Annotated in this window: 15 protein-coding genes; 7 read left to right on the forward strand and 8 right to left on the reverse strand. The window is 68.3% G+C overall.

The features are described from left to right. Positions 1-107 precede the first annotated feature (107 nt). The 5 genes from Q664_RS16130 (at position 108) to Q664_RS57755 (ending at position 4,245) form a co-directional block, all read left to right on the forward strand. A complete protein-coding gene (locus Q664_RS16130; RefSeq protein WP_043395509.1) occupies positions 108-1,016 on the forward strand; it encodes an ABC transporter ATP-binding protein in 909 nt (302 codons plus the stop codon). Continuing rightward, positions 1,013-1,849 carry a hypothetical protein gene (locus Q664_RS16135; RefSeq protein ID WP_043395510.1) on the forward strand — a complete coding sequence of 279 codons (837 nt, stop codon included), beginning with the start codon at positions 1,013-1,015 and terminating at the stop codon, positions 1,847-1,849. Before Q664_RS16130 ends, Q664_RS16135 begins: the two co-directional genes overlap by 4 nt. Further along, complete coding sequence (locus tag Q664_RS16140; RefSeq protein WP_043395512.1) at positions 1,849-2,979, forward strand: hypothetical protein; 1,131 nt, start codon at positions 1,849-1,851, stop codon at positions 2,977-2,979. Before Q664_RS16135 ends, Q664_RS16140 begins: the two co-directional genes overlap by 1 nt. Before the next feature lie 93 nt (positions 2,980-3,072). Beyond that, positions 3,073-3,633 carry a hypothetical protein gene (locus tag Q664_RS57750; RefSeq protein WP_152622129.1) on the forward strand — a complete coding sequence of 187 codons (561 nt, stop codon included), beginning with the start codon at positions 3,073-3,075 and terminating at the stop codon, positions 3,631-3,633. Positions 3,634-3,636: 3 nt separating this feature from the next. Beyond that, entirely contained in the window at positions 3,637-4,245 is a 609-nt protein-coding gene (locus Q664_RS57755) for a hypothetical protein (RefSeq protein ID WP_152622130.1), read from the forward strand. Positions 4,246-4,313: 68 nt separating this feature from the next. On the opposite strand, the gene Q664_RS16145 is transcribed toward Q664_RS57755, so the two are convergent. Continuing rightward, positions 4,314-5,108, reverse strand: a complete 795-nt coding sequence (locus Q664_RS16145) for a tRNA1(Val) (adenine(37)-N6)-methyltransferase (protein ID WP_235216719.1) — start codon at positions 5,106-5,108, stop codon at positions 4,314-4,316. 8 nt (positions 5,109-5,116) lie between these two features. Beyond that, positions 5,117-6,262: a DUF1015 family protein gene (locus tag Q664_RS16150; protein ID WP_043395514.1), complete on the reverse strand. Its 1,146-nt coding sequence runs from the start codon at positions 6,260-6,262 to the stop codon at positions 5,117-5,119. A gap of 258 nt (positions 6,263-6,520) precedes the next feature. On the opposite strand from Q664_RS16150, the gene Q664_RS16155 reads away from it, so the two are divergent. Beyond that, positions 6,521-6,841 carry a polyhydroxyalkanoic acid system family protein gene (locus tag Q664_RS16155; protein WP_043395515.1) on the forward strand — a complete coding sequence of 107 codons (321 nt, stop codon included), beginning with the start codon at positions 6,521-6,523 and terminating at the stop codon, positions 6,839-6,841. Between the two features lie 4 nt (positions 6,842-6,845). Here the strand turns inward: Q664_RS16155 and Q664_RS16160 are convergent, their stop codons facing one another. The 6 genes from Q664_RS16160 to Q664_RS16185 are packed head-to-tail and all read right to left on the reverse strand — an operon-like array spanning position 6,846 to position 13,991. Then, entirely contained in the window at positions 6,846-8,492 is a 1,647-nt protein-coding gene (locus Q664_RS16160) for a protein-glutamate O-methyltransferase (RefSeq protein ID WP_043395516.1), read from the reverse strand. Then, positions 8,486-9,493, reverse strand: coding sequence for a chemotaxis protein CheB (locus Q664_RS16165; RefSeq protein WP_200883711.1), 1,008 nt, complete (start codon positions 9,491-9,493; stop codon positions 8,486-8,488). The genes Q664_RS16160 and Q664_RS16165 overlap by 7 nt, the downstream gene beginning before the upstream one ends. 18 nt (positions 9,494-9,511) lie before the next feature. After that, on the reverse strand, positions 9,512-11,806 hold the full coding sequence (locus tag Q664_RS16170) for a hybrid sensor histidine kinase/response regulator (protein ID WP_043395523.1): 2,295 nt from the start codon (positions 11,804-11,806) through the stop codon (positions 9,512-9,514). 54 nt (positions 11,807-11,860) lie between these two features. Continuing rightward, positions 11,861-13,087: a methyl-accepting chemotaxis protein gene (locus Q664_RS16175; RefSeq protein WP_043395526.1), complete on the reverse strand. Its 1,227-nt coding sequence runs from the start codon at positions 13,085-13,087 to the stop codon at positions 11,861-11,863. A gap of 5 nt (positions 13,088-13,092) precedes the next feature. After that, positions 13,093-13,479, reverse strand: a complete 387-nt coding sequence (locus tag Q664_RS16180) for a Frizzy aggregation protein FrzB (RefSeq protein WP_043395528.1) — start codon at positions 13,477-13,479, stop codon at positions 13,093-13,095. Next, on the reverse strand, positions 13,476-13,991 hold the full coding sequence (locus Q664_RS16185; protein ID WP_052518210.1) for a chemotaxis protein CheW: 516 nt from the start codon (positions 13,989-13,991) through the stop codon (positions 13,476-13,478). The genes Q664_RS16180 and Q664_RS16185 overlap by 4 nt, the downstream gene beginning before the upstream one ends. Before the next feature lie 109 nt (positions 13,992-14,100). Between Q664_RS16185 and Q664_RS16190 the strand changes: the two genes are divergently transcribed. Then, positions 14,101-14,698 (forward strand): response regulator (locus Q664_RS16190; RefSeq protein ID WP_152622131.1); only part of this gene is annotated, 598 nt, incomplete at its 3' end.

Raw genomic sequence — 14,698 nt, forward strand, 5'->3', positions numbered from 1 at the left:
CCCGGGTGCGCAGAAGCGCTCGCGAGCGGCCGGAACACGGGCTCGGGTGCTGGCTTGTGTGGCGTGCAGGGCAATCGCGCGCCGGGCTCCGTCGTAGAGTGCGCATCGTGCCAGCCATCGAAGTCATTGGACTCCGTAAGACCTACCGGAGGGCGTTCCGCTCCGGACACGAGGCGCTGCGGGGTGTGGACCTCTCCGTACCGGAGGGGAGCGCGTTCGGGCTGATCGGCCCCAACGGCGCGGGGAAGACGACGTTCATCAAGAGCATCCTGGGAATCGTGCAGCCCACGGAGGGGACGGTGCGGGTGCTCGGCGGATCTCCCGAGGATCCGCGGATCCGCGCCCGGATCGGCTACCTGCCCGAGCGGCTGCACCTGCCGGGCTCGTGGCTGGCGCCGGTCTTCCTGGGGACGGTGGCGGGCCTCAAGGGACTGAAGCCGGACAAGGCGGCGAACCTGCGCCTGCTGGAGCGGGTGGGACTGGCGGACGCGCTGGGCCGGCGCATCGGCGGGTATTCGAAGGGCATGCGGCAGAGGCTGGGGCTGGCGGCGGCGATGCTGGGCAGCCCGGATCTGCTGATCCTCGACGAGCCCACGGACGGAATCGATCCGATGGGCCGGGTGGAAGTGCGGCGGATCCTCCAGGAGGAGGTGCAGCGCGGCACGACGCTCTTCCTCAACTCGCACCTGCTGGCGGAGACCGAGCGGCTGTGTGACCGGGTGGCGATCCTGGGGAACGGCAAGGTGCTGCGCGAGGGTCGGCTGGAGGATCTGGCGCGGAGCGGGGCGCGGTGGGTGGTGCGCTTCGCCCCGGGAGTGGACGCGGGCGCGCTGGGCGCGGCGGGCTTCACGGCGGCGGGCACCGAGGGCCAGTACCACGTGGAGGCGGCGGACGTGGCGGGGCTGAACGCGGCGCTGGACAAGGCAAGGGCGACGGGAGCGCTGCTGATGGAGCTCAAGCGGGACGGGCAGGACCTGGAGAGCGTGCTGGCCTCGGCCATGGGGGTGGCGGCATGAACGGCGTGCTGGGAATCGCGGGGTACGTGTTGCGTGAGGCCGCCTCACGCAAGTTCATCCTGGCCTTCCTGCTGGGCGTCACGGGCGTGCTGGTGACGCTGTCGTTGAGCCTGAAGATCGAGGTGGTGGACGGCGCACTGGCGGCCTCGCGGTTGTTCGGCGAGGTGATGGACATCAACATCCGCGCGGTGGATGTGGCGCTCAAGCCGGTGTTCATGGCGGCGGCGGGCATCGTCTTCTACGGGGGCATCCTGTTCGGCATCGTCTCGTGCTCGGACTTCGCGACGAGCCTGCTGTCGCCGGGCCGTATCGAGCACCTGCTCGCCCTGCCCTTGCGCCGCTGGCACATCCTGGCGGGCACGTTCCTCGGGGTGATGTCGCTGGCGCTGCTCGGTTCGCTGTACGGCTCGGTGGGGCTGGTGCTCATCTTCGGGGTGAAGACGGGGTACTGGACGATGGGGCCGGTGATCTCCGCGATGCTGGCGTGCGTGAGCTTCGCGGCGGTGTACTCGGTGATGCTGACGACGGCGACGATCATCCGCAGCGCGGCCCTGTGCGCGGCGCTGGGAGGCATCACGCTGGTGGCGGGAATCATCGCGGGCTTCCGGACGAAGATCGCGCCCTTCATCGAGGAGGGGGTGAGCCGGGAGCTCTTCAAGGGTGTGACGCTGGTGCTGCCGAGGCTGTCCTCGCTGGCGAAGGCGGGAATGGATCTGGCGGCCTCGACGCCGCTGGGCGTGCAGTCGCTGACGATGCTGTTGGCGGGAGTGTTCGTGTTCGGGCTGGGCGTGCTGGCCCTGGGCTTCTGGTGGTTCGAGGGGAGGGATTACTGATGCGGCAGCGGCGTCGTGGACTGTGGCTGGTGTTCGCGGTGGTGCTGTTCGGCCTGGCCGCGTGGCTGATGCTGTCGGGACAGGGCGAGGAGGAGGCCCCTCCCCCGCCGAAGGTGGCGTTCCCGAACCGGATGAGGCCGGCGGAGCGCGAGCGCATGGAGAAGCGGCGCACGTACGTGGCGCCGGTGGTGGACGCGGGGACGGTGGCGCAGCAGCAGCCGATCCGGCCGAGCGATCCGATCCTGGCGGCACTGCCCCGGGGCAAGGGGAAGACGGCGGTGGTCATCGAGGCCAACGCCATCCGTCACTCGCCCATCGGGGAGATGCTGCTGGAGTGCCTGATGAACCGGGAGGGCGCGGAGCTGGAGCGGTTCAAGAAGGAGACGGGCGTGGACCCGTTCCAGGACCTGGACCGGATGGTGCTCACGGATGACGGGGTCATCCTCTCGGGCAACTTCGGGGACGATCGCCTCAAGAACCTGCTCACCAGCCGGGGCTCGACGAACTACGACTACGGGGACAGCGCGAGGCTCTTCGAGCCCCCGGTGCCCCAACAGCGGCCGGATGGAAGCACGCGGCGTGGCGGGCCGCAGGTGGGCCTGTGGAACAACCAGATGCTGGTGTTCGGCCGGTCGGCGGACGGGGTGAAGGAGGTCATCGACCGGGTGGAGGGCCGCGGGCCGGACGAGCCGCCCGTCATCTCCGAGAGCAGCACGTACGGGGAGATGTACGGAGTGCTGTCCTCGGAGCAGCTCAAGAAGCTGTTCCCGAAGGAGCAGCAGGAGTTGGCGGCGCGGCTGGCCGAGGTGGCGGAGAACGTGGAGCTGCACGTGGACGCGAGCTCGGACTTCGCGATGACGGCGCAGGTGAAGGGGCCGGACGCGGCCAAGGTGACGGACCTGGGCAAGTCGCTCGGGGGCGCGCTGTCGCTGGCGCGGATGCAGGCGCAGGCCGAGGGCAAGACGGAGATGGCGCAGCTCCTGGACTTCGCGAAGGTGCGGCCGGACGGCGACGAGTTCAAGCTGGAGCTGGCGGTGCCACTCGAGGTCATCAAGCAGCAGCTCGCCTTCTGCCGGGAGCAGCAGAGCGCCCAGAACGAGAAGCCGCAGGAGGCCAGCCCCACGCCGTGAAACCCTTCTTAACACAAGCCCGGCATGCTAGACTCGTCATTGATATCCCAACCTTGCAAATGCAGCCCTGAAACCCACGGCACGAGATAAACCATGGACGATGACCTCTACGAATACACTCTACACCTCAATGACTACCATCCAGACGACAACGACACCGCAAGGATCTCAAAACTAATAGGGAAGCGCGAAGAACTTCGACTTCTAATCCACGATCTCGAAGAAGAATCCAAACATTCACAGCTTCCTGCGCTTTTAAACTTCGACATCAGCCTATTCTTGTTCATAGGGACACTGGCAATTACCATTGCATCTTACATTGTTCTCAAAATCCCCACTACCCACACAAACGCTTACACCACCAACCCCGAACTCCTGAATACAATATCAAACCTAGCTGCATTCGCAGCGGTCCCGCTCGCCTTTCTATCATACCTGAACTATCGCAAATACTCGGCCGATCGCAAAAGACGGAGGCTTTATGTTCGCACTCTTAACCAAGCGCAATTCGCAATGCGCAGAGCCGAAGAACTGATCTCCGAAATCGCGAGACCCTACTCTTCCGAAATTACCCCTGCCCCGATTCACTCTTCCGCGCTTGAAAGCAGTACCGAGATTGAAAACAACAACCTCCACAAACGCAAGGAAGCCTGACCGATGCCAAACCAGGACACCCTTGCAGTAGCATCTGCAAAATATGATTTGGATCCAGCGACCAGAAAAAAGGTGGATGCAGCTTCCCGCTCGCTCGACGATGCCAAACACGAACTCAGACGAATCAAGCAACTCACAAAGCAAGAAATCGACGATGTCGCCGAAAAGTACTCTCGCTCCCCATCGACATTTCTTGCGGGTGTTGTGGGCGGAGGAGTTGGCGCTTCGGTAGGCATCGTGGCAGGCACATTAGCCAGCAGCACGCTTTTTCTGGCTGGCCCAATCGGATTGGCTGTTGGAGCCGCTCTTGGGGTCCTAACATTCAGAGGACGTAACCATTGGCGTATAGAAAGAGCCACCCACAAAACAAAACTCGCCCTGGAACTCATACTCTCCCAAATCAACAGCCTACCTCAAAATGCTCCACGGGACATTCGAAACAGCCTCTATCAGCAATACAGAGAACTAATGAACGAATACTCAAAAGTAGCAATAAATTCCATCGACGACAACAAGAGCGACATCGAATTAAACCTTAAACCAACAAAGAATTCGTTAAAACTTAATGACAAACAAAATCACCAGAACATCACCAACCAGCCATTCCCCTAACGGGCAAAATCGAGTGACCTGAGCGCCGCGTGATTCATGAGTTCTATCTGAAACACCAAAGTTCCTCACTACTCCACCATCGCGCTGACCTCGCGCGAGAAGGCCTGCTCGTCATTGGCGTGGATGACGAGCGGGGGCAGCACGGTGAGCCCGGTGGGCGCGCCCTTCACGGCGTGCATCAACACCAGCTTCGCCGGGCGTCCCGCGCGCGAGTGCACCATGCGCGCGGTCCTCGGCTCCAGCTTCGCCGCGTGCAACACGGCCATCAGCTCGGACAGCCGCGAGGCCGGGTACACCACGCAGAAGCTCCCACGTCCCCTCAACAGATACGCCGCCGAGCGCGCCACGTCCTGCAGCTCGCAGGAGATCTCGTGCCGCGCCAGCGCCTTCTCCATGTCCGTGCTGATCCTCCCCTGCTCCCGCGCCCGGTACGGCGGGTTGCACAGCACGTAGGAGAAACCGGCCTTCTGGAACAGCCGGTCCACGCAGCGCAGGTCTCCCCGCACCAGCGACACCTCCCGCTCGCAACGGTTGAGGTGCACGTTGCGCTCGGCCAGGGAGAACAGGCGCGGTTGTAGCTCCAACCCGGTGATGCTCCCGCAGCCCAACCTCCGCGCGAGGATGAGCGGGATGATCCCGCATCCGGTGCCCAAGTCCATCAGCCGGCCCCGCACCGCTCCGGCCTCGTAGACGGCGAAGTGCGCGAGCAGCACCGGATCCAACGTGAAGCGGTAGCCCCGGCGGCGCTGGAGCACCCTCACCTCGCCCCCACAGACGGAATCGAGCGTCTCCCCATTCCCGGGTCGAAGCTCGAGCGGCATGCGCTGGGGCCAGTCCAACGCTTCTGTCAGCAGGGCACCCACCCGGAACCCTAGGCCTCCGGATCCAGGAACAGGAGCCCCGCTGGCGGCGCGGGCTCCACCCGCAGCGTCTTGGGCGGCAGACACTGCGCCGCCTCCATCACCGCGCGGACCTCCCACAACGGCGGTGGGTTGAGCGCGAAGCCCACCTGGAACGTCCCCGCGTGGACGCCTCGCACCAGCGAGTCCAGCCCCTGCACCGCGAACACCTGCGGGTGTCCTGGATCCTCGGGGTCCTTGATGCCCATCACCGTGCGCAGCACCAGCGCGTTGAGCAGCGCCAGGTCCAGGCTGCGCAGCGTCGGATTGCGCGGCGCGGCCTTCAGGTGCGCCAGGTCCAACCCCTGCCGGAAGCGCAGGATCTTCCCCCGCCCCCCGGGCAGCACCATCAACACCGCGTGGTGTCCGCGCACCAGCGTCGCCAGCCGCTCGTTCGCCAGGGACACGCCCCGGGGCGTCGTCAGGGGCTCGTCCAGGTCGTAGATGCGCGCGTACGCCGTCACGAGCGTGAGGAAGGTCTCCTCCTCGAAGGTCTCCAGGCCCTGGATGGCGCGATGCACCGGCTCGAAGTGCAGCCCGGGATCCGACAGCGGCACGACGGCCGCCAGACTCGGCCTGCGCTCATCCAGCTCGGCCAGGGGACGCAGGGGCGCTTCGTCGAGCACTGCCTGGATGCGCCGGGCCACGGGCGAGGGCTCGATGCGCCGCAGGGACACCGGGGAGTCCTCGAACGTGCCCTGCCACACGGTGCTGCTGAGCTCGGCAGCCTCGGCCAGCAGGGCCCGGAGTACCCCATGGTCGTCCGCGGCCAGCGTGACGGTGGGCTCCACCTGCGCCGAGCGGGGCCGGTAGGGCTCGTGCTCCAGCGGCTCGGCGGCGTCCGGCGCCAGGCCACACAGGAGGAAGCGGACCGGAGGCCCTCCGAGCCGGCCCGCGGAGCTGTACACCTCCGCCAGGTACAGGGCCGGGCGGGTGTCGCGAAGGACGGAGCCCGCCTGCCTCAACCGGCCCAGTTCCGCCGTGGGATCCACCCTGTCGAGCAGGGGGCGGATGAAGGCGGAACGGGGCGGAGCGTTGAAGGGACAACCATCGTCATCGGCCGCCAGGTGCGATTCGAGCGAGGGAAGCAGGGCTGAGAACGGGAGGACGCGGGCCATATAGGAAAAAATGGGGACCCGCTTCCCCGCCCGCCACGAAGCCCTCTCGGGCGCCCGGCAGGCGAGCTACCACCACACGCAGCGGTAGGGCTTGGCGCGCGTCGAACCGAGAACGAGCGGGCCCGGCCGCTCGGCGGCCTCCTCCCAGGTGCGTCACCGGAATATTGACTTCCGCGCTCCCGGCGGCGAGACCCGGGTTTCCCTCCCGCTCCGGCATCCCTAGACCGGGCGGGTACATCACGAACCCAGGAGCGCCACATGGGCACGATGAAGTTCGAGGTCCCCCACTCCCTCCCGAAGGACGAGGCCAGGAAGCGCGTCGAACAGCTCCTCAAGTACTGGACGGAGAAGTACGGCGTGAAGGCCGACTGGGCCGGTGACGGCGCGAAGGTGATCGGCAAGGTGATGGGCATCAACCTCGATGCCAACTTCACCATCACCGATGGCGCCATCCAGGGCGAGGGCACCGACCCCGGCATGCTGCTGCGCGGCCAGGCCAAGTCCTACCTGCAGAAGAAGTTCACGGCCGCGCTCGATCCGACCAAGAGCGGCGTCGACGACGACAAGGGCCTGGCGTAGCCGGCTACAGCGGTCCCTCCTCCAGCGCGGCGAGCGCGTAACGCGCCGCGCGGGAGATGGACTCGGCCGAGTCCGGCAGCTCCGGGTAGTGGCCGGCCAGCTGGCGCTGGGGGAAGCGCAGTTGCGAGATGGCGTTGCGGTAGTGGCGCCGCGCCGCCTCGTGGTCCTTCAGCCGCTCGTGCACCTGCGCCATCAGGTAGTGGCCGATGGCCAGCGAGGGCTCCAGGAAGAGCGCCTTGCCCAGCTCCGCGCGGGCCTCGGCGAGCTCTCCGGCCTGCAGCTCCGCCAGTCCGCCGAACACCCGTGCCTCCACGCACAGCGGCTCGCGGTTGATGGCCTGCGCGAAGGCATCCCGCGCGTCCACCACACGCCCGCTCAGCGAGTAGATGTTGCCCAGGGTGAGCAGCGCGTCCAGGTGGCCCGGCTCATCCGCCAGGAGTTGCTCCACGGTGGCCACCGCGGACACGAAGTCACCGCGCTCGATCATCCGCACGGCCGCGTTCAGCCGCTCGCCCGGAGCCAGCATCAGCGACCACGCGGGCATCTCGCCTCCGCGCGAGCGGCCCGCGTCGGCTCCCACGGCGGAGGCCTCGAGCGACTTCCGGGGCGGCTCGGCCGCGGTGGCCGCGGGGTTCGCCGCCTGGGATGCCTCGGAAGCCCTGGCGGGCATCTCCACCGTCTTGCGCGGTGCCGGGCCGCCCGGGGACACCGAAGGCACCTTGGAGGACGTGTCGAGCGTCGTCTTGAGGGCGCGGGTGGACGGGAGCAGCGCGGAGGTGGAGTGCCCCTTCGTGTTCCCGAGGCCGATGGACGTGCGCGGCGCCAGCGGCTTCACGGGCCGCCGGTAGACGAAGGCGCCTTCCATCTCCACCATCTCGAAACGGTCGTAGACCTTGAAGAGGCTCTCCGAGTAGCCCAGCAGCAGCAGGGCCCCGGGCCGCAGCGCCGCGAGGAAACGATCCATCAGCGCGCGGATGGTGGGCAGGTCGAAGTAGATGATGACGTTGCGGCAGAGGATGAGATCCAACGACTCCGGCTTGACCTTCTCGAAGACGGGGACGGCGAGGTTCTGCCCGTCGAAGCGCACGTAGTCCTTGAGCGAGGAGACGATCTCGTACCCGTCCTCCACCGGCCGGAAGAAGCGCGTGCGGCGATCACCGTGCATGCCGGCCACGCGGCGGGCCGAGAAGCGTCCCTGCTTCGCGGCCTCCACCGCGGCGAGGTTCAGGTCCGTGGCCCACAGGTCCACCTCGATGGGGAGTGCGCCCTGCTCGGCCAGCACCATGGCCAGGCTGTAGGGCTCCTCGCCGGTGGCGCAGCCCGCGGACCAGATGGAGATCCGGCGGTTCTCCCGCCGCGCCTTCCACAGGGCATCCGGGAGGATGCGGCTCTCCAGCGCCCGGAACTGCTTGGGGTCGCGGAAGAACTCGGTGTGTCCCACCGTGACGAGCGGCAGCAGCGCCCGCAGCTCGTCCTCGGCGGAGCGCAGCAGCTTCACGTACTCCTCGGCGTTGACGATGCCCACCACGGGCATGCGCGTGGACAACGCCAACCGGAGGCTGTGGTAGCCGTCCGGAGTGATCTTCAGCCCCGCCCGCTCCAGCAGGAGGGACGAGAGTTGCTGCAGGGCCTTGGAGGTCACCGTCAGCATGACTGTACCCACTGCACGAGGGTTGGTCCGATCTGCTCGAGAGGCAATACTTCCTCGGCGGCCCCGAGGCGCACGGCCTCCTTGGGCATGCCGTACACGGCACAGCTCGCCTTGTCCTGAGCGATGGTCCGCCCACCGCGCTCTCGGATCTCCTTGAGCCCACGGGCGCCATCGCGGCCCATGCCGGTGAGGATGACGCCCAGCACGCGCGTCCCGAAGGACTCCGCCGCGGACGTCAGCAGCACGTCACACGAGGGCCGGAAACCCCGCACCGGAGGACTGGGATCCAACACCAGCCGCCCCTTGGGACGCACCACCAGGTGCGAGCCCGAGCGCGCGATGTAGACATGGCCGGGCACCATCTCCTCGCCGTTGGTGGCCTCCACCACCTTGAGGGGCGATTCGGAGCCGAGCCATTGGGCCAGGCCCTCGGTGAAACCGTGGCTGATGTGCTGGCAGATGCACACCGGCGCGGGGAAGTCCTTGGGCAACATCTTGAGCACCACGGAGAGGGCCTTGGGCCCTCCGAGGGAGGAGGCAATGGCGACCAGGGGGTACGGCGCCTCGGTGGCCGCGGGACGGACGTTCTGCTTCTGGGCCTGCACGGGGCGCGACACGCGCACCTCGGCCAGCAACATCAGCTTGCGGCCCACCGCCTGCCAGAAGTCGATGCCGGGCTCGTGCGGCCGATCCACCACGTCCACGGCCCCGAAGGCGAGCGCCTGGAAGGCCTCGGCGCCGGAGAGCGTGCCCGGGTGGAGCGCGAGCACCGGCACGGGCCGCTCCGCCATCACCCGTTGAATGGCCTTGAGGGCGTCCGGGCCGGACAGGTCCACCACGACCACGTCCGGGTGCAGACGCTGCACCACCTCGAGGGCCTCGGAGAACTCGCAGACGTTGCCGGCCGGGGCGAGCACCACCCCGTCGAACAACCCCCGCGAGGCGCCCCGAAGCACCTCGCCCACCAGCAACACACGGTATGCGGACGCGCCGACGTCCAAGCTTCCCCTCGCCTCGCTTCAGGTCAGACGATCGATGGTCTGCGCCAGGCTCTCCACGCCCAGTTCGCCCTTCACCAGGTACGCATCCGCGCCGGCCTCGGCCCCGCGCCGCCTGTCTTCCGGAGACGCGAGCGAGGACAGGATGATGACGGGAATGCGGGACAGTCCCACGGTGGACTTGAGCCGCCGCGTGAACGAGAAGCCGTCCAGCCGGGGCATCTGCACGTCCGAGAGGATGAGGTCGTACTGCTGCGACTGGGCCTTGAGGTAGCCCTCCTCACCGTCCTGGGCCTCGTCCACGGTGTGCCCCAGCGCCTTGACGAGCGCGGACTCGGTGGCGCGCGCGATGGGCGAGTCGTCCACCAGCAGCACGCGCAGGCGCTTGGCGGCCTGGCCCTGGGTGACGGGCCGCGCCATGCGGCGCACCTCCGTCATGATGTCCGGCACGTGCAGGAGCACGGCGATGCGGCCGTCCTCCAGCGCGGCGGTGCCTGCGATGAAGGCGGCGCCCTTGAGGAACTCGCCTCCGCAGGGCTTCACCGCCACCTCGCGCTCGTCCACGAAGCCGTCCACCACGAGGGCGGCCAGGTCATCACCGTGACGCACCACCACGGCGGGCGGCTTGTCGAAGCGGTTGCCTCCGTTGACGCCGAGCAGCGGCCCCAGGCCCACCAGCGCGGTGGGCTTGCCGCGGTGCTTCACCGCGAGGGTGCCGAAGACCTCCATCCGGTCCTCGGGCTTCACGCGCATCACCGCCACCACGTCGGCGGCGGGCATGCCGTAGACGTCGTCGCCCAGGCGCACCAGCAGCACCTTCATGAGCGCCAGCGACTGCGGCAGGCGCAGGGTGATGGCGCTGCCACGGCCCAGGCGGCTGACGATGCCCACCGAGCCGCCCAGCGACTCCACCTTCTTCTTCACGACGTCCATGCCCACGCCGCGGCCGGAGATGTCGGTGATCTCCTGGCGGGTGGAGAAGCCAGCGCGGAAGACGAGCTCGATGGCCTCGCGCTCGGAGAGGGCGGCGGCCTGGGACTCGGTCAGCAGGCCCTTGCGCACGGCCACTTCCCGCAGCTTCTGCGGGTCCATGCCGCGGCCGTCGTCGTCCACCTCGATGCTGAGCATGTCGCCGTCGGCGCGCACGCGGATGCGCAGGCGGCCCGCGGCGGGCTTGCCGAGCATGCGGCGATCGTCGGGTGTCTCCAGGCCGTGGTCCACGCCATTGCGCAGCAGGTGCACCAGGGCGTCGCGCACGTCGGCCAGCATCGAGCGATCCACGCCGAGGTCGGCGTTCTCGATGACGAGATCCACTTCCTTGCCCTGGGCCCGGGCGATGTCACGCACGGCGCGGGGGAAGGCGTCGAAGACGGTGGACAGCGGCACGAGGCGGGCCTCGGCCACGTGGTCCGCCATCATCGCCAGGTTGCCGTGCAGCGTCTCGATGCCATCCCCATTGCGGCGCACGAAGCGGAACGCGTCGTCGCGCAGCATGTGCAGGTCGCCCTCGATGCGCTCGAGGTCGTTGCGCAGCGAGTTGGGGACCGCCAGATGCTCGGCCAGCTTGAGGAAGCGGTCGCCCAGGCGCGAGAAGCGCTGCAGCAGCGCCTCGGCCTCGGACGCGCGCAGACGGCCACGCGCGCTCTCCACCAGGAGATCTCCCGCGAGCAGGCCGAGCGAGTCGAGCACCTCGACGTTCACGCGGATGCTGCGATCGGCGAGCGCCTTGTGGGAATGACCCTCGTCGTGCTCGGCCTTGGCGGCCCTGGCGGGAGCCGGAGGCGGAGGTGACACCGCCGCGGCGGGCGGAGGCACATACACGGGCTCGGCGGGCTCCTCGAGGGTGGCTTCCACCACGGGGACGGGGGCCGCGGGCACCACGGGGATGGCCGTGTGCGAGGGGGCCTTGGCGCCCCCGATGGCCGGAGGCGCGTGTCCGGAGGCCGCGGCGAGCGCCTCGACCATCTCCTGCGAGGCCGGGGTACCCGACTGGGCGCCCTCGGTGTCCTCCAGGAGGTCCGAAATGGTGTCGCACGCACGCAGCAGGAGGTCCGTCGCCACTTCGGTGGCGGCCCTCCCGTCTCGCTCGGCGCGCAGCACGTCCTCGGCCGCGTGCGCGAGCTGGCCGATGGCGGCCAGGCCCAGCATGCGGGCCTCGCCCTTCATCGTGTGCAGCTCGCGCGCGACCTCGTCCGCCGCCTGATCCGCGGTGGGCTTCTCGAGATCGAGAATGCCCAGCTGGATCTTCTGGAGACGGTCGGCGCTGACCTCCTGGAACTTCGACAGGAGGGATCTCTTGAGGGACTCGGTGTCCATGACCAGAGGGCGTCAGGACGGAAATCCGCCCCGAGTTGCCCCTCCCGCTCCTGACTAGTCGGCCTTGAAACGCTTGATGAGCTCCGCCAGACGGCCGGCGAGCTGCGTGAGCTCGGCGGCGGCACCCGTGGCCTGCTTGGAGGCCTGGGTGGTCTGACGCGTCACGTCCTCGATCTCCGCCATGGAGGCCACCACCTGCTCGGTGGCGGTGCGCTGCTGCTGGGTGGCGAGGTTGATGACGCGGGCGGCGTCGCTCGTCTCCTGCACACCGGCGAGGATGCCCTCGACGGCCTGCGCGGCCACCGCGCCCAGCTTCTCACCGGACTCCGTGGCCTCCTTGGAGGCATCCGCGGCGCTGCCGGCGGCGGCCGTGGCCTCGCGGATCTCGGTGATCAGGTTCTTGATCTCCTTGGTGGACTCCATGACGTTCTCCGCCAGGCGGCGCATCTCGGCCGCGACGATGGAGAAGCCCTTGCCCGCCTCACCGGCGCGGCTGCCCTCGAGGGCCGCGTTGAGCGCGAGCAGGTCCGAGCGGTCGGCGATCTCGTCGATGACCTCGACGACGGTGCCGATGCGCTCCACGCGCTTGGACAGCTTGGTGATGGAGTCGGCCACGGCGACGCCGTCGCTGCGGATCTGCTGCATGGCCTGAATGAACTCGCCGATGGCGCCCCGGCCCGCGCGAGCGGCACCCAGGGTCTCCTCGGCCACGCGCGCCACGCTGCCGGCGTTCTCGGCGATCTGCGCCGAGGCGTGCTTCAGCTCTTCCATGGTGGCCGTGGTCTCGTGGATGGCCGCGGCCTGCTCGGTGGAGCTCGTCTCGTGCTGCGTGGAGGCGGCGAGCACCTGGTTGGCGGACGAGGACAGGCGCAGGGCCGCCTCGTTGATCTCGCGAACGAAGGTGCGCAGCGTCTCGATCACCTTGCCGAAGCCCTCGAGCAGGGGCCCGAGCTGAGCGTCCTCGGTGGAGGTGTTCCACTGGGCCAGGTCACCCTCGCGCACCAGGGTGATGAGCGCGTCGATGGCCTGATCGATCTCCTGGGCGGCCACCTGCTTGCGGCGCTCGGAGGAGGCATGCCGGTCCAGCAGCTGGTTGAAGAGCTGGGCCAGGTCGGCGGCATCGTCATCCACGGCGTTCTTGGGAACGCGCGCCTCGAGGTTGCCCGCCAGCACCGCGATCACGGTGTCGGTGAGGGGCTTGAGGGAGCCGGCCTTCTTGGAGCGAGGGGCAGCAGCGCCCTCCGTCGGGACAACTTCGTTCTTCGTGTCAGCGGGGGACATTGCCTTCAGTGCCTTCCTTGAGCATTCAAGGTTTCAACGAGATCGATGAGCATCACGGGGCGTTCCTGGTCGAGGAACACACCGACCGCATACGGTGCCGCGCCAGCCACGGCCGGCAGGCGCCGCAGGTCCAGGATGGGGACGGGGCGCACGCCGCGGATGGCGTCCACCTTCAGGTGGCCCTCCCCTTCAGGGGTGTCGAAGACGAGCGCGCGGCCACCGCGCTTGAGCGGGCCGAGCCCCGGCACTTCCAGATCGTCCGGGTGCGAGCGATCGATGCGCAGCACCTGCTGGGCATCGGTGCCGTAGACGACGTCGCCGACCTCGAAGAAGAGGACGTCGACCTCGTTCTGCTCGGACGGCTCGGAGGACGAGTGATCGTCGTAGATCATCGCACCACCGCCCGCTGCCGGGCGCTCTGGAGCAGCTTGGTGAAGTTGATGAGGGCGATGGCCTCCTGGGGCGAGTTGCCACCGTGGACGCCGAGCAGGTGCTCGACGGCCGCATCCCCACCCAGGGGAGGAGGAAGGATGTCGGCCACGGGAATGCGCCGCAGGCCGAGCACCGCGTCGGCCACCACCCCGACACGGTAATTGCCGCTGGTGCCGATGAAGAGCCGGGTCCTGGCCCCGACACGGGCCTCCCCCTTGCCAAGGAAGCGCAGGAGATCCATGACGGGGAGTACCTCGCCGCGGTGGCCGGTAACACCCAGGAGGAAGGACGGAGTTCGCGGAAGGGGCGTGAGGAGCCCGGTGCGAATGACCTCGAGGACATTCTCACTGGGGACCGCGAGGCGAAGCTCACCCACGCGGAAGCAGAAGAATTCCTGCTCGGGCCGGGCCTGGCCGGCGATGGCTCGGTCGGGCGCCTTCCGAAGCGCACGCTGAAGGGGAGTGTTGGTCAAGGCGCCAAAGTATCCGGAGGCTAGCGAAGTGGGTCAAGAGAGGACCGAATCACATGGTCCGGGCCCACTCAACGGTGTAGGGTGACGGCAGTATTCCTTGAGGAGGCAGATGTCTCGCGTACTGGTCATCGATGATAGCCCGATGCTGGTGGAACTCACGGTCCGGGCCCTCTCCGCTGCTGGCTACCACGCCACCGGAGCGACCGACCTGGCGAGCCTCGACCTGAAGCTCGCCGAGGGACCGTTCGCGCTCATCCTCATGGACGTGAACATGCCAGAGATGTTCGGCGACGACGTCGTCGAATACCTCCGCACCCAGAAGAGGGTCACCTCCAAGCTGGTCCTCTACTCGGACATCGCCGAGGAGGAGCTGGCGGCCAAGACCCGGAACTCGGGCGCGGACGCCTACATCCTCAAAGGAGGCGGTATCGAGGCGGTGATCGGCGGCATCATGCGCATCCTGGGGGCCCCCACCACCAGTACGGCCGCTCCCGCACGGCCAGCGACAGCGCCCGCCGCCCCGGCCGCTCGCCCGGCGGGGACCACGGCGGCGCCCCGCCCGCCCGCGGTGGCTCCGGCGACCCGTCCCCCCGCCGCCGCGCCGGGCCCCCGGCCCACCGGACCTGGCGTTCCCCAGGCGAATGTCGCCGCGCCGCCTCGCGTCGCCCCCGCGGCGGCTCCGGGACAGGCGATTCCCGGCCCACGTG

The sequence above is a fragment of the Archangium violaceum Cb vi76 genome, from assembly GCF_000733295.1.
GTDB lineage: Bacteria > Myxococcota > Myxococcia > Myxococcales > Myxococcaceae > Archangium > Archangium violaceum.

Bases quoted from the DNA above. Each gene is read 5' to 3' on its own strand.
- Q664_RS16135 (WP_043395510.1), top strand. From the start codon at position 1,013: ATGAACGGCGTGCTGGGAATCGCGGGGTACGTGTTGCGTGAGGCCGCC.
- Q664_RS16140 (WP_043395512.1), top strand. From the start codon at position 1,849: ATGCGGCAGCGGCGTCGTGGACTGTGGCTGGTGTTCGCGGTGGTGCTG.
- Q664_RS57750 (WP_152622129.1), top strand. From the start codon at position 3,073: ATGGACGATGACCTCTACGAATACACTCTACACCTCAATGACTACCAT.
- Q664_RS57755 (WP_152622130.1), top strand. From the start codon at position 3,637: ATGCCAAACCAGGACACCCTTGCAGTAGCATCTGCAAAATATGATTTG.
- Q664_RS16150 (WP_043395514.1), bottom strand. From the start codon at position 6,262: ATGGCCCGCGTCCTCCCGTTCTCAGCCCTGCTTCCCTCGCTCGAATCG.
- Q664_RS16155 (WP_043395515.1), top strand. From the start codon at position 6,521: ATGGGCACGATGAAGTTCGAGGTCCCCCACTCCCTCCCGAAGGACGAG.
- Q664_RS16160 (WP_043395516.1), bottom strand. From the start codon at position 8,492: ATGCTGACGGTGACCTCCAAGGCCCTGCAGCAACTCTCGTCCCTCCTG.
- Q664_RS16170 (WP_043395523.1), bottom strand. From the start codon at position 11,806: ATGGACACCGAGTCCCTCAAGAGATCCCTCCTGTCGAAGTTCCAGGAG.
- Q664_RS16175 (WP_043395526.1), bottom strand. From the start codon at position 13,087: ATGTCCCCCGCTGACACGAAGAACGAAGTTGTCCCGACGGAGGGCGCT.
- Q664_RS16180 (WP_043395528.1), bottom strand. From the start codon at position 13,479: ATGATCTACGACGATCACTCGTCCTCCGAGCCGTCCGAGCAGAACGAG.